The 16,657-nt window shown below is 62.1% G+C and carries 15 protein-coding genes and 2 tRNA genes; 3 read left to right on the forward strand and 14 right to left on the reverse strand.

Translation table 11 applies throughout. The features are described from left to right. Positions 1-18: 18 nt before the first annotated feature. The 5 genes from HAD_RS14055 to HAD_RS14075 all read right to left on the reverse strand — a co-directional run bounded on the left by HAD_RS14055 (position 19) and on the right by HAD_RS14075 (position 6,820). On the reverse strand, positions 19-1,029 hold the full coding sequence (locus tag HAD_RS14055) for an isoaspartyl peptidase/L-asparaginase family protein (protein ID WP_084331980.1): 1,011 nt from the start codon (positions 1,027-1,029) through the stop codon (positions 19-21). A gap of 43 nt (positions 1,030-1,072) precedes the next feature. Next, complete coding sequence (locus HAD_RS14060) at positions 1,073-3,889, reverse strand: valine--tRNA ligase (protein WP_035572708.1); 2,817 nt, start codon at positions 3,887-3,889, stop codon at positions 1,073-1,075. Positions 3,890-3,971: 82 nt separating this feature from the next. Then, on the reverse strand, positions 3,972-4,667 hold the full coding sequence (locus HAD_RS14065; RefSeq protein ID WP_051596322.1) for a PopZ family protein: 696 nt from the start codon (positions 4,665-4,667) through the stop codon (positions 3,972-3,974). A gap of 104 nt (positions 4,668-4,771) precedes the next feature. Continuing rightward, positions 4,772-6,049, reverse strand: a complete 1,278-nt coding sequence (locus tag HAD_RS14070) for a TolC family outer membrane protein (RefSeq protein ID WP_051596323.1) — start codon at positions 6,047-6,049, stop codon at positions 4,772-4,774. Between the two features lie 117 nt (positions 6,050-6,166). After that, on the reverse strand, positions 6,167-6,820 hold the full coding sequence (locus tag HAD_RS14075; protein WP_035572712.1) for a protein-L-isoaspartate O-methyltransferase family protein: 654 nt from the start codon (positions 6,818-6,820) through the stop codon (positions 6,167-6,169). Positions 6,821-6,969: 149 nt separating this feature from the next. Here HAD_RS14075 and HAD_RS14080 point away from each other — a divergent pair. Together HAD_RS14080 and HAD_RS14085 are read left to right on the forward strand one after the other, a co-directional pair. After that, a tRNA-Cys gene (locus tag HAD_RS14080) sits at positions 6,970-7,043 on the forward strand. Positions 7,044-7,363: 320 nt separating this feature from the next. Next, positions 7,364-7,439, forward strand: a tRNA-Asn gene (locus tag HAD_RS14085). Between the two features lie 109 nt (positions 7,440-7,548). Here the strand turns inward: HAD_RS14085 and HAD_RS14090 are convergent. The 8 genes from HAD_RS14090 to HAD_RS14125 form a co-directional block, all read right to left on the reverse strand. Further along, entirely contained in the window at positions 7,549-8,403 is an 855-nt protein-coding gene (locus HAD_RS14090; RefSeq protein WP_035572715.1) for an enoyl-CoA hydratase-related protein, read from the reverse strand. Positions 8,404-8,417: 14 nt separating this feature from the next. After that, complete coding sequence (locus HAD_RS14095) at positions 8,418-9,395, reverse strand: NAD(P)H-dependent flavin oxidoreductase (RefSeq protein ID WP_035572717.1); 978 nt, start codon at positions 9,393-9,395, stop codon at positions 8,418-8,420. A gap of 83 nt (positions 9,396-9,478) precedes the next feature. Beyond that, complete coding sequence (locus HAD_RS14100; protein ID WP_035572718.1) at positions 9,479-10,687, reverse strand: acyl-CoA dehydrogenase family protein; 1,209 nt, start codon at positions 10,685-10,687, stop codon at positions 9,479-9,481. Between the two features lie 12 nt (positions 10,688-10,699). Then, a complete protein-coding gene (locus tag HAD_RS14105) occupies positions 10,700-11,620 on the reverse strand; it encodes an oxygenase MpaB family protein (protein ID WP_035572726.1) in 921 nt (306 codons plus the stop codon). Between the two features lie 68 nt (positions 11,621-11,688). After that, positions 11,689-12,288, reverse strand: a complete 600-nt coding sequence (locus HAD_RS14110) for an exopolysaccharide biosynthesis protein (RefSeq protein ID WP_035572730.1) — start codon at positions 12,286-12,288, stop codon at positions 11,689-11,691. A gap of 47 nt (positions 12,289-12,335) precedes the next feature. After that, positions 12,336-13,706 (reverse strand): L-serine ammonia-lyase, encoded by a 1,371-nt coding sequence (locus tag HAD_RS14115; protein WP_035572733.1) that lies wholly within the window; start codon positions 13,704-13,706, stop codon positions 12,336-12,338. 78 nt (positions 13,707-13,784) lie between these two features. Then, a complete protein-coding gene (locus tag HAD_RS14120; protein WP_035572734.1) occupies positions 13,785-14,969 on the reverse strand; it encodes an FAD-dependent monooxygenase in 1,185 nt (394 codons plus the stop codon). Positions 14,970-14,998: 29 nt separating this feature from the next. Further along, entirely contained in the window at positions 14,999-15,202 is a 204-nt protein-coding gene (locus HAD_RS14125) for a zinc-finger domain-containing protein (protein WP_035572735.1), read from the reverse strand. 120 nt (positions 15,203-15,322) lie between these two features. Here HAD_RS14125 and HAD_RS14130 point away from each other — a divergent pair, with 120 nt between their 5' ends. Then, positions 15,323-16,276 (forward strand): ABC transporter ATP-binding protein, encoded by a 954-nt coding sequence (locus HAD_RS14130; protein WP_035572965.1) that lies wholly within the window; start codon positions 15,323-15,325, stop codon positions 16,274-16,276. A 4-nt stretch (positions 16,277-16,280) separates the two neighbouring features. On the opposite strand, the gene trxA is transcribed toward HAD_RS14130, so the two are convergent. Next, positions 16,281-16,601 carry a thioredoxin gene (gene trxA, locus HAD_RS14135; RefSeq protein ID WP_035572737.1) on the reverse strand — a complete coding sequence of 107 codons (321 nt, stop codon included), beginning with the start codon at positions 16,599-16,601 and terminating at the stop codon, positions 16,281-16,283. Positions 16,602-16,657 lie beyond the last annotated feature (56 nt).

Genomic DNA, 16,657 nt, shown 5'->3' on the forward strand with positions numbered 1-16,657 from the left:
TTGCCCCTGCAACCGGCATTATTCCTCCGTCTCCGTTTCGTCGCCATAGATCGCGGTCCAGGACCCACTTGCATCGATCCAGCCGCGATACATGCCTTCGCTGTTGAAGACGAAATCGACATCGCCATTGCCGTCGATCAGCACCACACCGCCATCGCCGCCAAGGTCTGCAACTTCCGTCAGGGCGACCTCTGCTGCTTCGCCGATGCTGTCCCCGGCAAGCTTCACCCGGTCGCAGATCGTCTTGGCCACGCCGACCCGGATGAAATACTCGCCGTGCCCGGTTGCGGACACACCGCAGACGCCGTTCTCCGCATATGTTGCCGCACCGATCAGCGGCGAATCCCCGACCCGTCCGGCGGTTTTTGCCGTCATGCCACCCGTCGTCGTGGCGGCGGCAATATTGCCGTCCGCATCAATGGCGACGGCACCGACCGTCCCGTGCTTGTCCGCCGCCGTGCGGGACTGTGTCTCAAGCACCCGCTCCAGCGACTTGCGGCGGCGTTCCGTGTCGAAATAGGTGTTCGGAACGGTCTCGAGCCCCTGCGCTTCTGCAAACGCATCCGCGCCGGGACCGGCAAACATGACATGTTCGGATTTGTCCATCACGGCGCGCGCCGCGAGGATCGGATTTTTCACGATGGTCACGCCAGCGACAGCGCCGGCATCGCGTGAGCTGCCCTCCATGATGGACGCGTCGAGTTCATGCGTCCCGGCTGCGGTAAACACCGCGCCTTTGCCGGCATTGAAGATGGGGTTGTTCTCCATCGGAATGACCGCCGCCTGCGCTGCATCGAGCGCGCTGCCGCCATTGCGCAGCACGTCTGCGCCGGCTTCCAGCGCTTCCTGAAGACCCGCCCTGTAAAGCGCTTCCTGTTCCGGCGTCATTGAGCCGCGTGTGATGACGCCTGCGCCGCCGTGGATCGCCAGACGCCACTGCGGGGCTTCCGGTGGTTCAGCGTTCACAGGCGAAACCTGACAGCCCGCGAGAAAAATCGCGGCTGCCGCGAAAAGCGGCCGAAAAATCATGGAAAAGCCTCCTGTCCATCTGACAGCAGGTTGCCCACGAAGGTCAGAGGCCTTCAAGCCCCTTTCGTGCCGCAGTCAGCTTTTCGCGCCGCGCTGCCCAATCGACGAGGCGCTGGCGGTTCTCTTCCACGATTTCTTCCGGCGCGCGGGCGACGAAGTTCTCATTGGAGAGTTTCTTCTCGGTGGACGTGATGTCCTTCTCGATCTGGCCGAGTTCCTTGTCGAGCCGTTTGCGCGCTTCTTCGATATCCACAAAATCCGCAATCTGGAGCGCGGCCACCGTATCGCCGAAGACGGCCGTCACGGCGCCATCCGGCGTCGTATCCGTGAACGCAATGTCTTCCAGGCGGGCGAGGCGCTTCAGCACGTCTTCATGGCGCATGGCGCGGGTCTCGATCTCCGGCCCGGCCTTGATCAGCGCCAAAGGAATTTTCGCCCCTGCGGGTACACCGAGATCGTTGCGCAGCGAGCGCAGTTCCGTGATCAGGCCGATCACCCAGTCCACTTCGTCAGCGGCGGCTTCATCGTGGAAGCCCGTGAAGGCGGGCCAGTCCTGCCGCATCAGCAGGCCCTGATCCTCAACCCGGCCCGGCGCGCGGCGGTCCCAGAGCTCTTCCGTCACAAATGGCATGAACGGGTGCAGCAGTTTCAGCGTCTCATCGAGCACATATCCGCAAACCTTGCGCGTCTCGGACTTCGCGGCATCGTCCATCCCGCCAAGCAGCGGCTTGATGAGTTCCAGATACCAGTCGCAGAAGGTGTTCCACACGAAGCGGTAGAGCGCCCCGGCGCCCTCGTCGAAACGATAATCCTCGATGCCCTTCGTGACGTCCGCCACGCATTGCATCAATTCTCCGAGGATCCAGCGGTTCACCGGGCTCTGGATTTCGTCGAAATCTATGTCCCCCGGCGCGCCGCACTCATTCATTTCGGCGAAGCGCGCGGCGTTCCAGAGTTTCGTCGCGAAGTTCCGATTGCCTTCGACCGCCTGCTTCGACAGGCGGATATTGCGGCCCTGCCCGGCCATGCGACCCATGGTGAAGCGGAGCGCGTCAGCGCCGTACTCGTCGACCAGTTCCAGCGGGTCCATGGCGTTGCCCTTGGACTTCGACATCTTCTGCCCTTTCTCGTCCAGGACGAGGGCGTGGATGTAGACATCCTTGAACGGGACTTCACCCATGAATTCGAGGCTCATCATCATCATCCGGGCAACCCAGAAGAAGATAATGTCGAACGCCGTGACCACCGTCGCCGTCGGGAAGAAGGTTTTCAGATCGTCCGTCTGCTCCGGCCAGCCCTGCGTCGAGAACGGCCAGAGCGCGGAGGAGAACCAGGTGTCGAGGACGTCTTCGTCTTGCTCAAGGCATATGGGGTCACTTTTGTATGCCGCGCAGACAATCTCTACGATTTCATCTGGCACATTCGCATCATGATAAAATTGCTGGTAGTGTGATTTGGCCTGCTCGACGGCCTCTTCCCTGGACACCGCAACAAAAGGTTTGCCATCCGGGCCATACCAGACTGGAATCCGATGCCCCCACCAGAGCTGGCGGCTGATGCACCAGGGCTGGATATTTTCCATCCAGTTGTAATAGGTCTTTTCCCAGTTCTCGGGCACGAACGTCGTCTTGCCTTCGCGCACGGCGGCGATGGCAGGCTGGGCCATTGTCTTGGCATCGACATACCACTGGTCTGTCATCCATGGTTCGATGACGACATTGGACCGGTCGCCGAAGGGCTGTTCGATCTTGAGTTTTTCGATCTCTTCCAGAAGTCCGGCAGCCTCGAAATCCTCGACAACTTTCTTGCGCGCGTCGAAGCGGTCCAGCCCGCGATAGGCTTCGGGAATGCCCGCCGCATCGGCCTCTGCCCCATCCACGACGGCGGCAACTGCCGTCAGGATGTTCAGCGGCGTGTGACCTGCACGCTTGCCGACTTCAAAGTCGTTGAAGTCGTGCGCTGGCGTGATTTTCACCGCGCCGGAGCCCTTTTCCGGGTTCGCATACTCATCTGCAACGATCGGGACACGGCGGCCGACGATGGGCAGCTCCACGAACTTGCCGACAAGGCCTGCATAGCGCTCATCTTCCGGGTGCACAGCAACGCCGGTATCGCCCAGCATCGTTTCCGGGCGGGAGGTCGCGACGACGATATAGTCGCGCGTCTCTGTGCCGGTGACGTTGCCGTCTTCGTCCTTGACGGGATGCTCATAGGTGACGCCATCGGCCAATGGATAGCGCAGGTGCCAGTAATGGCCGTTCACTTCGCGCTGGTCGACTTCGAGATCGGAAATCGCCGTCTGGAAGTGTGGATCCCAGTTCACGAGGCGCTTGTCGCGATAGATCAGGCCCTTGTTGTAGAGCTCCACGAACACTTTGGTGACGGCGCGCACCATGGAATTTTCCGGATCGTTCCGGTCACCCATGGTGAAGCGTTCGCGGCTCCAGTCGCAGGAGGCGCCGAGGCGCTTCAGCTGGTTGACGATGGCGCCGCCGGATTCGGCTTTCCAGGTCCAGACGCGGTCGACGAAGGCCTCGCGGCCCATGTCCCGGCGGCTGATATTGCCTTCCTCGGCCAGCTGGCGTTCGACCACCATCTGCGTCGCGATACCGGCATGGTCCGTACCCGGCTGCCAGAGCACGTTCTTGCCGCGCATGCGCTCAAAGCGGATCAGCACATCCTGAAGCGTGTTGTTCAGCGCGTGCCCCATGTGCAGCACGCCCGTCACATTCGGCGGCGGGATGACGATGGAATAGGCCTGCGCAGACGTGTCACCGGATGGCTTGAAGCAGCCTTGTGTTTCCCAGGCCTCATACAGGCGGGGTTCGGCTTCAGCGGGGTCAAATCTTTGGTCGAGCATCGTTTCGGGCGTAGTCCAGATAAAAAGAAAAGGCGCGCCGGTGACGGCGCGCCCTTCCCTATAAACAATTTGGCGGGAGAGGCTAGCGCGCCATGCGGGAGATGCGCTCTACTTCTGCCTCGACTTTCTCTTCGACGATCGATGCCAGGTTGGCATCCAGCCATTCCTTGATCATCGGACGCAGCATCTCGCGAACGAGCGCTTCGAGCGTGTTGTCGCCACCAAGATCCATCTTCGAGATCAGCTTGCCGAGGGCTCCGGCAGCCGCGTTCGCGGTCGAATCATCGGTCAGCGAGGAATTATCGTAGGCGGGCGATGCAGACATGGCTTTCTCCACAGGCGCTGGTGCGGGGGCCGGTTCGGGCACGACGGGAGCTGGCGCGGCGGCCACAGGCTCCGGAATCGGCTCAGGCAGGGGTTCGGGTTCCGGCTCAGGTTCATATTCGGCAGACCGCGACGCGCTGAGCAGGGATTCAAAGCTTTCGACCGGCTCCGGCGCCGCTGCGGGCGGGTCTTCCTCGGCGAAATCCTCGATTTCAAAGGCTTCCATCTCCAGCTCGACGCTGCCTTCCGGCTCAGCCGTGTCCTCAGAGGATTCCTCGCGGATGTCTTCGTCGAACATCACCTCTTCGAGGCTGACATCGTCTTCCTCGTCATTGGCGATCTCAGGCTCAGGTTTGGCCGTCGACGAAGGCGTAGCAGCGTCGTCAGAGATGATCTTACGGATCGACGCGAGGATTTCCTCCATCGTCGGTTCCTTATGTGCTTCGTTGGCCATCAGAGCCCCCTGATATGCATTCGCGTCGTCGATTCTATTTACGATCGCTAAGGCGATTGGGTTAACAAAGACCTGACAGTGTTAACCTCTTTCAGGACCGGTAGCTATGGTTGCGCCAGCTGGCCAGTCGCGCGCAGCAGCTGATGCGCCGCCACATAGGCATCCCGTTCCGCCTGAACCAGCGCAAGCCGGGCTTCGAACAATTGCTGTTCCTGGTTCAGGACATCCAGCGTCGTACGGACACCGACCGCCAGTTCTTCCTTGGCACCGTCATACGCGATTTCCGCTGCATCGACCTGGCGTTTGGAGGCTTCGATCGCCCGCAGGGTCGCGTCATATCCGTACCAGGCAGAGGCCACCTGAGCCCGGATGGAGCGGTCCAGCGCATCAATCTGACGGCGGGCCTGATCACGGCGCAGGCGGGCAGCCTTGGTCTGGCTCTTCACCAATCCACCGGTCATGATCGGGATTGAGCCCTGCACGACACCGGAAACAGACGATTGCTGCACATTCCGTGTTTCGAATTTCGAATACTGAGTTTGTGCCGTTCCAACGAGATTGACGGTTGGGCGTCCCTGCGCCTTGGCCGCCTCGATCGCCTCCATCGCCGCCCGTTCGGAATGACGCGCGGCGATCATGTCAGGATTGGCGTCCAGACCCAGCCGGGTCGCCTCTTCCAGGGATTTCGGCAATGGCGGCACCGGTGGAGGCGGCGCCAGGTCGCCCGGGACAAGTCCGGTCAGGAAGGAATAGTTTGCAAGGCTGGTCTGAAGCGCGGATTCGGCCCCCGCCAGAGATGCGCGGGCGCCCTCAAAGTTGGCGCGGGCCAGCGAGACATCGGTGCGGGTCACAACGCCGACTTCGAAGCGGTCTTCTGCGGCACGGACCTGTTCGGTTGAGACTTCGACATTGTTCTCGCGAATGGAGACCGTCTCGCGATCTCGGCGCACATCCATATAGGCAGTGATGACCTCAAGAATCAGATCCTGTTGGGCGGCTTCATACTGCGCATCGGCTGCACTGATTCCGGCCTTTGCCTGACGGATGCCGGCAGAAATGCGTCCGCCGGTATAGATCGGCTTGGTCGCCTGGACCTGTGTGGAGAATGCACCGGAATCGCCGTTGCTGACGCTGAATGGCGAATTGGTATCCGTGTACTGGTAGCCAGCCGAACCACCGACCGTCACGGTCGTGCGGCCACCTGCGCGCGCCTGCTGAAGCGACTCGCGGGCAATATCCGACTCGACGCGTTGCGATTCGAGCTGCGGATTCGACAGGACCGCCGAGGCAACTGCATCCTCCAATGTCTCGGCCGACACATTGCCGGTCACCAGCAGGCCGGCCAGCGCGCTGCCCGCAAGGATACGAAACTTCAGGGTCATAGGAGGCTCCTCAGATGCCGTAATTACTATTACACGCCTTTATACAGGCCTAGCGGCTACAGAGAACAGTGTTCACTTTTCCGGGGAGTTAACGTTAGCGCAGTTGCGCCCCGAAAATCAGAACACAAACGCCTTTTTGCGGTCAAACTGTGCAAATTTAGGCGGGAAAGCATCAAAGGCGTAGCGCGACGACACCGTATCGCCCGCCTTTGTGTAGACGCGGCCGCGCCCGACGCCGTCCTGTTCCAGCTGCACGAGGGCCAGGTGGCCCCCTTCGGCCAGCTGGTCTTTCCAGGCTTGCGGAATAGTTTCGACCATGCCGCAGACATAGATCACATCGAACGGCCCCTGATCCGACAGGCCGTCTTCCAGCTTGCCTTCGACGGCGACAGCCCGGTCGACCCCAAGGGACGCAAACCGGTCAGACATGGCATCCACCAGCTCGGCGCTTTCTTCCAGCGCGATCACAGTTTCGGAGAGGTGGCTGATCAGGGCCGTCTCGTAGCCCGCGCCTGCCCCGATGACGAGCACAATATCGGTCGGCTGGATTCCAGCCGATTTCAATAGTTTCGCCGTGTCACGCGGGGTCCACAGGGCCCGGCCTTCCGACGTCTCGATCTCGAGTTCGGAATAAGCGACGGGTTTGCGGGTCGCCGGGACGAAGGCTTCACGGGGCGTGTTCAGGAAAGCATGGACGAATTCAGGATCCGACACGTCATTCGGGCGGATCTGGCTGTCGACCATGATTTCACGGGCGGCTTCGAAGTTCATGGGCTCTCGCCTTTCGGGGTGCGTATGTTCCTCTGGGGAGCCCTTTAGCATGCAGCTTCGGACATGCAATCGGCGATAAACGCGCACAGGCCTGAAATCGGCAGATTGCACGCCGGGCGGAAGGTTGCTAGGAGGCCTGCTTCCGGCATGGCCCTGTGGCGGAGTGGTGACGCAGCGGATTGCAAATCCGTGTACGCCGGTTCGATTCCGGCCGGGGCCTCCAGACCTTCCCAAAGCGATGAATATCCCTGTATTCATGCGGTTTTTCCGCAGGCGTTTCGGCGCCCGCAGCATTAATCCGGAACATTGACGAAGAAATTCGATTTTCCGGAAAGCCGTTTAGGTCGTGTTAACTATTTCAGCAGATTGTTAACCCTGTCTTCTCTTGGAGACACCCACCATCACCCAACGCCTCGGCGGGAGACACGTCTCCCGCCTTTTTTTTATGCGATTTTCTGGTGCGATCTGAAAGAATTGTGTCGTTCGCAGCATCAGAGGGCTTGAACCGGCGGTTTGGTCTGGTAATAGCCCCTCTCCGGCTGTTCCGCGATAGCTCAGTTGGTAGAGCAGGCGACTGTTAATCGCCCGGTCGTAGGTTCGAGTCCTACTCGCGGAGCCACCTCTTCCCCCGACAGCCTTATCCAACACTTTGCGGCGCTTCAGCACCCTCACGAAGACCGTCTATACACCCTCTATACACCGTCTATAGCGGCGCAGGCCGGGCGAGATTACCACCAGGGATACCCGTCCGGCATGTCGGCTGAGACCTTTCCGGGGAAATTCGGCGCGCGCTTCTCAAGAAAGGCCGTCACCCCCTCCTTCACATCCGGGGACGATCCGAGGGTCAGCGCAAACTGGCCATCGACTTTCAGCAGATCGAACGGGTCTGCCGCCGGTCCGAATCGCCAGAGCAGCTGACGGACGAGCGCGACCGAAACGGGCGCCGTGTTCTGCGCGATCTCGGCGACGATTCGCTTGGCGGCAGGCAGCAACTCCTCGGGCGGGTGGATCTCGCTGATCAGACCGCCTTCCAGCGCTTCCTGCGCCTCGAAGACCTTTCCTGTCATGCACCAGCGCAGCGCCTGCGGCAGGCCGACCAGCTGCGGCAGGAACCAGGCACTGCCAGCTTCGGGCGGCAGGCCGCGCTGGGCGAAGACGAATCCGAACTTCGCCTTCTCGGACGCGATCTTGATGTCGGTGGGCAGCATCATCGTGATGCCCACGCCGACCGCTGCGCCGTTGAACGCGGCAATCAGCGGCTTCTGGCACGCATACATCGCGCCGATGAAGCCGGCCCCGTCCCGGCGCTTGCCGGGCTCGCTGGTGCCGAAATTCTTCGCGCCTGATCCGCTCTTGGTATCGAAGGCGTCCGCGCCATCCGAGATGTCCGCACCGGCACAGAAATGACGCCCCGCGCCCGTGATGATGATGCCGCGAACGTCATCATCTGCATCACAGGCGCGGATCGCATCCGCAAGTTCCCGACCAAGCTGGTTGGTGAACGCGTTCAGTTTTTCCGGGCGGTTGAGGGTAATGATGGCCGCAGGGCCATCTTTTTCCAGAAGCACCTGCTCGTAAGCCATATGACCCTCCCCGCTTATTTGACCATCGACTCGAGACGGCTTTTGATAATCGCCTCGGCATCGGCGACGATGCGGTCGATCAGTTCCTCGACGCTCGGGATGTCGTGGATCAGACCCTGGATCATGCCGGCCGACCAGATGCCGCCATCGGTATCGCCTTCCGCCATCGCCCTGCGGCCACGGACACCGGCAACGAGGTGCTGGACGTCTTCGAATTTTGCCCCGCCCTTGCGTTCGATCGCGACCACTTCGTCGGAGACGGCATTCTTCATCACGCGCGCCGTATTGTGCAGCGTGCGGAAGATGAGGTTCGTGGCGCGCTCGTCATTCTCGACCATCTGCTGCTTGAAGGACTCGTTGATCGGCGCTTCCTTTGTGACGCAGAAGCGCGTGCCCATATTGATGCCGTCAGCGCCGAGGGCCAGCGCTGCCGCAAGGCCGCGGCCATCACCGAAGCCGCCGGACGCCAGCATCGGCACCTTCACCTTGTCGGCTGCGGCCGGAATCAGGATCAGGCCCGGAATATCGTCTTCGCCCGGATGGCCCGCACATTCGAAGCCGTCGATGGAAATCGCATCGGCGCCCATGCGTTCGGCCGAGAGCGCGTGGCGCACGGCCGTGCATTTGTGAATGATCTTGATGCCGTGCTGCTTGAAATGGTCGATATGTTCCTGCGGCTTGTAACCCGCGGTTTCGACAATCTTCACGCCGCCCTGAATGATCGCGTCGCGGTATTCAGCGTAAGGCGGCGGCTTGATGGCCGGCAGGATCGTCAGGTTCACGCCGAACGGCTTGTCGGTCATTTCCCTGGTGCGGGCGATTTCCTTGGCCAGGTCTTCCGGTGTCGGCTGTGTCAGCGCCGTCAGAAAGCCGAGGCCGCCAGCGTTCGCGACCGGCGCGACCATCTCGGCATAGCCGACCCATTGCATGCCGCCCTGTGCGATCGGGTGTTCGATCCCGAACTCTTCGGTAAAGCGTGTCTTGATTGCCATTGTGTTCCTCCTTCGGCCGTGCACGGCCTTGTTGATGTTCGGTTATTCCGATTGTTCGTCGCGCGTGATCATCTGGTCCGGTCCTACAGGCGCAGCTGCCCCTTGGCGAGAATGTTGCGCTGGATCTCGTTGGAACCGGCATAGATCGACCCTGCCCGGTCGTTGAAATATTTTGCCGACGATGTGACCGCGCTTTCCGGGCCGACAAGCGGCGCATTTGAGGGCGGCGTTGTGGTCACCGGCCCGCCAGGGCTGGTGTGATGCGGCTGGAAGGGCTGGACGTAGACACCGGCCAGTTCGATGGCGAGTTCGGTGATGTGCTGGCTGAGCTCGGTCCCGCGGATCTTCATCATCGAGCCCTTGAGCCCCGGCGTGCCGCCGCTGGCGAGCTCCGCCATCAGCTGCATTTCCGCCGCTTCAAGCGCGGTGGCCTCCGCCTCGGCGAGGCTGATCTTGCGGGCAAAAGCGGGGGTCAGGAGGTCTTGTTCCGCCGCATCGCGGCGCAGCGCCTTCAGCCGCGCCAGCAGTCTCGGGCCATAGGCATTCCCGCCCCGCTCGAATTCGAGCAGGTATTTCGCAACAGTCCAGCCCTTGTTGACCTCGCCGACGACATTTTTCTTCGGCACACGGACATCGGTGAAGAACAGGGAATTCTGGATATGCTCACCGGAGGTCATGACAATCGGATCGACCCGCACGCCCGGGGAGGTCATGTCGATCAGGATGAAGGTGATCCCCTGCTGCAGCTTGCCGGAGGAGTCCGTCCGCACAAGGCAGAAGCACATATTGGCGACGTGGCCGTGCGTGGTCCAGATCTTCTGGCCATTGCAGATGAAATCGTCCCCGTCCTCGACCGCCGACATGGTCAGCGCGGCGAGGTCAGAGCCCGCATGAGGTTCAGAATAGCCCTGGCACCAGAAATCCTCACCCGACAGGATGCGTGGGAGGTAATAGTCTTTCTGCGCTTTCGACCCATGGCCGATCAGGGCCGGTCCGCACATGCCGATCCCCATCGGCGACAGCGGCGGGGCGCCTGCCCGCGCCTTCTCCACATCGAAAATGTAATGCTGGGCGAGGGTCCAGTCGCAGCCGCCATATTCCACCGGCCATGACGGCGCGGCCCATCCCTTTTCGACAAGAATCTTCTGCCAGGCGAGCCCGACCTCCTTCTCCGCATACACGCTGGTCATTCGCGCCGCATAACGGCGAAGGTCTTCGGTCAGATTGTCGGAAAGAAAATCCCGGACTTCCTCGCGGAAGGCTTCCTCATCGGGCTTGAAGGCAAGATCCATGGGTCAGCGGTCCTATTCAGCTGGAACCGACGCCTGCCGGGCGGCGGCGTTTTCTAAAAGTCGCGCGCGTTCCGCATCGTTCTTCCACAGGAAGGACCGCGGCAGGCCGAGCCGTTCGCTGGCGTGTGCTGCGGGGGAAGACAGGTCCGGAAGGCTTTCGGCGGTTTTGGCCATCAGCTTCACCGTCATCTCGCCTTTCCAGTGCAGATCGTATTCCCGGCCAAGTTCCAGCCGTTCACGGACGGCTGGCGGCAGGATAGACACGGCCGCATGGACCAGTGCGCTCTGGAGGCCCTTGGGCACGCCCGGTGCGGCGCGGCCGGAGCACATGATGTCCAGGAATTCGGTATTGATCGGGTGTGGCTCGAACCGCGGCAACAGGTGCTGCATCATCGCATCGAAGTCTTCCAGAGACCGGATCGGGTTCTGGACCCCGTAAAGCCGCGCCACCGGCACGCCTTCCTCGAAGAAGCGTTTCTTGTCGGCATCGGATACAGGCTTCACGAAGCGGTCATAGGCCGTCAGGAAACCAAAGCTGGCCGTGGCGCTGACCCAGTCGAGCAGGTCAACGTCCAGCGCCTTGTAGGACTCGCCGGATGGCGTCTGGCCCTGCACGCGCGCATGCATGTTGGTGACGCCCTGAATGACCCGGCGGGCCGCGCTCTGGGGACCGTAGACCCCGACCATGGCCGCAACGCCGGTACGCTTGGAGCGTCCGATCGGGTCAGTCTTGAAAACCGAATGATCCCAAACGCCGGAGCGGATGCGGGCGTCGGCAAATTCCAGCAGGACCGCCGCCACGCCGCCAATCGCCAGCGCCACCGGATTCTTGAAAACTTGCCACGAGACGGAATCCGGCCCGGCAAAGGCCGGTTCACCGGGAGGATTCAGGTAATCCACCTTCCAGCCCAGATAAGATTTCAGCTCCGACATGGCGTCCTCAGCTTACGTTTGCGCAAGCGTAACCCAGCCCTCTCAAGTCAAAAAGGCCGTCCCCGGCGTCAAGCGAACGTACCGGAAATCCGTGACCAGAGGCGGAAAAGAAGCCAGCACGCCCCTGCCAGGCCCAACGCAGCCAGGATCAGGACGAAGCCGTCCCGCGCCGTCAGGGCCAGGCCGAACAGGAAGACCGTCAGCCCCGGAAGGAATGGCCCGAATGGCACGAGTCCCAATGGAATCGTCAGGATGGCGGCCGCGATGCAGATCAGCGCGACGAACGGCGCAAACAGCGGCGCGGTCAGGAAGGCCAGCCGCGGCTTCAGGAAACGGTCGACCTGACAGACATAGGGATCCGTCATCTTGATGCCCTGCAACAGCGCCTCACGGGGGAACTCGATATTCAGAAAACGGGAGGGCACCCACGGGTATGGCCGCCCGATCAGGATCTGGCCGGCAATCAGGAGGGTGATGATCCCGACAAGCCATGTCGCGCCGGGAACGATCGCCAGCGGGCTGAGCGCCAGAAATCCGAGCAATAACAGGATTGGCCCGTAGGAGCGCCGTCCGACGGCGTTCAGCATGGCCCGCACCGTCACCGTGTCGCCCTCGGTATTCTCCTCAAGGCTGTGCAACAGCGAAGACAGATTATTGACCGTGGTCATGCGCCACTCCCGGAGATTTCGATACAATCTACTCTAGGACAGAACGCTCAACATTCGATAACGTTCACGGCAAGGCCGCCCTGCGATGTTTCCTTGTATTTGGAGGACATGTCCATGCCGGTCTGGCGCATGGTCTCGATCACCTGGTCCAGCGAAACCCGGGCCTGATCCACCGAGTGCAGGGCAAGGCGCGCCGCATTGGCCGCTTTCACCGCACCGATGGCATTTCGCTCGATACAGGGGATCTGGACGAGGCCGCCCACCGGGTCGCAGGTCAGGCCCAGATTGTGCTCCATGGCGATCTCCGCCGCATTGCACACCTGTTGCGGATTGGCGCCCCAGACAGCGGCAAGGCCGGCCGCCGCCATGGAACAGGCCACGCCGACTTCGCCCTGGCAGCCCATTTCCGCGCCGGAGATCGACGCCCGCTGCTTGTAGAGCAGGCCAATCCCCCCGGCCGTGAGCATGAAGCGCCGCAGGCGCGCGGTCTTGTCTTCCGCATCGGCGCAATAGTGACGGATCACCGCCGGGATGATCCCTGCAGCCCCATTGGTCGGCGCGGTCACCACCTGTCCGCCACTGGCGTTTTCCTCATTCACCGCCATGGCGTAGACATTGAGCCAGTCGAACAATTGTTCGCGTTCGTTCGATAGCGGATCATTCTGCAGCTTCTTCCACAGGTCCGGTGCACGCCGGCGCACATTCAGCCCGCCCGGCAATGTGCCTTCCCGGGCGAGCCCCCGCTCAATGCAGGCAAGCATCACGTCCGCGACCCGGTCCAAAGCGGCGTCGGTCTCTGCCCGCGGACGCATGGCGTCTTCATTGGTGAGGATGATGTCCGCGATGCTGAGGTCCTGTCCGGCACAGAGGGCCAGCAATTCGGCTGCCGACCCGAACGGGTGCGGCACGGACGGGCCGACCGGCAGGATGTCGTCCTCCACCGGGCGCTGCAGCTGGCGCTCGGTCGCGATGAAGCCGCCGCCCGTGGAATACCAGGTCTCGTCCGACAAGACGCCGCCGTCCGCGCCGAACGCCCGCAGGCGCATGCCATTCGGGTGAAGCGCCGGAAGGACGTCATAGGCAAAAATGATGTCAGCCGCCGGGTCGAAAGCGATGCTGCGCCCGTCCGGCAGAGGCAGCTGGCGGGAGGCTTCCAGCGCCGCAACGTCCCGGTCTGCCGCGTCAGGATCCAGGGTCTCGGGCTCAAAGCCCAGCAGGCCCAGCATGACCGCCTTGGGGGTCGCGTGACCTGCCCCGGTGAGCGCCAGCGAGCCTTGCAGTTCAACCTCGATCCGCTCCACCGCGCCGATGTTCTCAGCCAGGGTCGCAAGGAACCGGTTCGCAATCCGGATCGGGCCCACCGTGTGTGAGCTGGAAGGGCCAATTCCGACGCGGAACAGATCGAGTATGGAAAGCATTTTTCACCGGGCGTTTATTCGAGAGGACGAACTTCCTGCCCTTAGGGCAATTACGGAGCAAGGTTTACCGGTGAAATTCTAAAGAGACGTTTCGTCGTAGGTGTAGATCCAGTCGAGTCGTGACCGGACAAATTCCGGCGCCGCCCGGGCCGCCATCGCCATCGGCACATAAGACCCGAACCGCGTGATCGGATTGCCGCGATGATAGAGTTTCGAATTGTCGCGCGCCCCCTGCTGCACACGGGTCACGCGCGGCTTGCGGCGGGCTTCGTAGGCTGCAAGCGCCGCCGTCAGATCGGCTTCCGTTTCGAGACACGCGGCCAGCGCCCAGGCATCCTCGATCGCCATGGCCGCCCCCTGCGCCAGGAAAGGCAGCATGGGATGGCAGGCATCGCCCAGAAGCGTGGCCCGGCCATCGCTCCATTTCGGCAGGGGTTTGCGCCCGTAAAGCGCCCAGCGGTTCATGGAATCCGCCGCTTCGATGATGGCGGTGACGGATGGGTGCCACCGTTTGAAATCCTTCAGCGCCTGTTCCTTGGCGCCCGTCGCGGTCCAGGACTCGTCGCCCGGTGTCTTGTGTTCCACGACCCCGACGAAATTGGCGAGACTGCCCCGGCGCAGCAGATAGGTCACCGCATGGCGGTGCGGCCCGACCCATACGCTGGCCGTGGGCGGCGGCGCATGGCCGCCAAGGGCCGTTACGGGGGCCGTGGCACGCCAGGCCACACAGCCGGTGAATTCCGGCTTGTCCGGGCCCAGCATCTGATCGCGCACCGCAGAGTGGATGCCGTCGGCGCCGACCAGCAGGTCCGCCTCGACCATGCCGCCGCCTGCGAAATGCGCGACGACCTTGTCACCCTTGTTCTCGTAGCGCTCCAGCCGGTGGCCAAGCGCGACCGAATCGGGCGCCCGCGCAGCCAGTTCAGCGCGCAGGGCTTCGATCAGGTCAGCCCGGTGAACATGAATATATTCTGCGCCCCAGCGATTCATCGCGGCCTTGCGCAGGGGGATGGAGAAGATCTTTCTCCCGCTGCGGCCCCAGCGCATCTCGGCGGCCTGCGGGCGGAAGGCATCCGTCATCACCCGCGCGCCGACGCCGAGGGCGTTCAGAACTTTCATGGCATTGGGGCTCAGCTGCAGGCCGGCCCCGACCTCGCTGATGACACCGGATTGTTCGACAACCGTGACCGTGTGGCCGCGCTTTTCGAGCGCAAGGGCCGCTGTGAGGCCCCCAATTCCACCGCCGACGACAAGAACATGCATGATCAGCCGGCTCCGTTATTCTGGGAGAATCAGTGACCCCGGCCGGGGTCGTCTTTACCGCCGATCAGGACGAAACGCCGGTCGCAATATTTGCACTCGACATAATCTTCGTCGCCCATCTCGTACCAGACGCGCGGGTGGCCAAGAGCGCCGCCGCCGCCATTGCAGGAGACCTTGTGACTTTTGACCATCACGACTTCCGGTGGGTCGAATGCATCGCGCTTGGTGGGCATTGGGTCGCCTATTCAGTCCTGTTATCTGGCACCGGCTTGTTCACCGGCTCTTAGGGCCCTACCTAGAGCGCACCAGAGTGCCACGCAAGCACCGCCATGCCGCAGGGAAAGAAGGACTGGATGACTGACCAAAACTCCGCCCCGGAATACGCTATTGAAGTCGACAACCTGCAGAAGGTGTACGCCGCCTCCGGCCGCATGCCGGAAAAGCACGCCCTGAAGGGAATCAGCCTGAAAATTCCGCGCGGATCAATCTTCGGCCTGCTGGGGCCGAACGGGGCCGGTAAGTCGACCTTCATCAACATCCTGGCGGGCCTGGTGAACAAGACCTCGGGAACGGCCCGCATCTGGGGTCTGGATATCGACAAGCACCCCCGCCAGAGCCGCGCCGCCATTGGCGTTGTGAACCAGGAAATCGTTGCCGACCCCTTCTTCACTCCGTTTGAAATGCTGGAACTGATGGCCGGTTTCTACGGTGTTCCGAAGGCCGACCGGCAGACCGATGAAATCCTTGTGGCTGTGGGCCTCGACGACAAGAAAGACGCCTATGTGCGCCAGCTGTCGGGCGGCATGAAACGCCGCCTGATGGTGGCCAAGGCGCTCGTCCACAATCCGCCCGTCCTGATCCTCGACGAGCCGACCGCCGGTGTGGACGTGGAACTGCGCCGCTCGATGTGGACCTATGTGCGCGAACTGCATGACCGCGGCACCACGATCATCCTGACGACTCACTATCTGGAAGAAGCTGAAGAGCTCTGCGATTCCATCGCCATCGTGAACCATGGCGAGATTGTCGCCTGCGAACCGACACCGAGCCTGCTGGCCCGGCTCGACTACAAAACGCTTGTCATCACCCCCCGAGAGCCGCTGACGGCCGTCCCGGACGCCCTGTCCGAGCTGGATGCGACCATGCGCGAATCGGGGGAACTGGCGATCACGTTCCGGACCAGCGAGACCGGAATCGGCCGCCTGCTGGAACAGGTACGTCAGGCCGGAATCGGAATCGGGGATCTCATCACCGAGACCCCCGACCTTGAAGATGTGTTCCTGGCGCTGACCAGCGAGCCAGCCTGACGGATCAGGCCGACTGTTTGATCCAGTCGGCGATGGCCTGCTTGCTCATCGCACCGAGGTGCGTGGCGGCGACCTTGCCATCCTTGAAGATCATCAGCGTCGGCATGCCGCGCACGCCGTATTTCGAGCCGGTCATCGGGTTTTCGTCGACATTGATCTTGGCGACTTTCACCTTGCCGGCCATTTCTTCGGCAACGGCTTCGAGGTGCGGCGACATCTGTTTGCACGGGCCACACCATTCAGCCCAGAAATCCACTACGACAGGGACATCGGAATTGGCGATGACACCATCGAACTCGTCGTCTGTTACATCAATCGCGGCCATGGCGAGCTCCTCAATTTCGGTTCAACAGACTGCTAGATAGGGACTCCCGGCACAAG

It is taken from the genome of Hyphomonas adhaerens MHS-3 (assembly GCF_000685235.1).
GTDB lineage: Bacteria > Pseudomonadota > Alphaproteobacteria > Caulobacterales > Hyphomonadaceae > Hyphomonas > Hyphomonas adhaerens.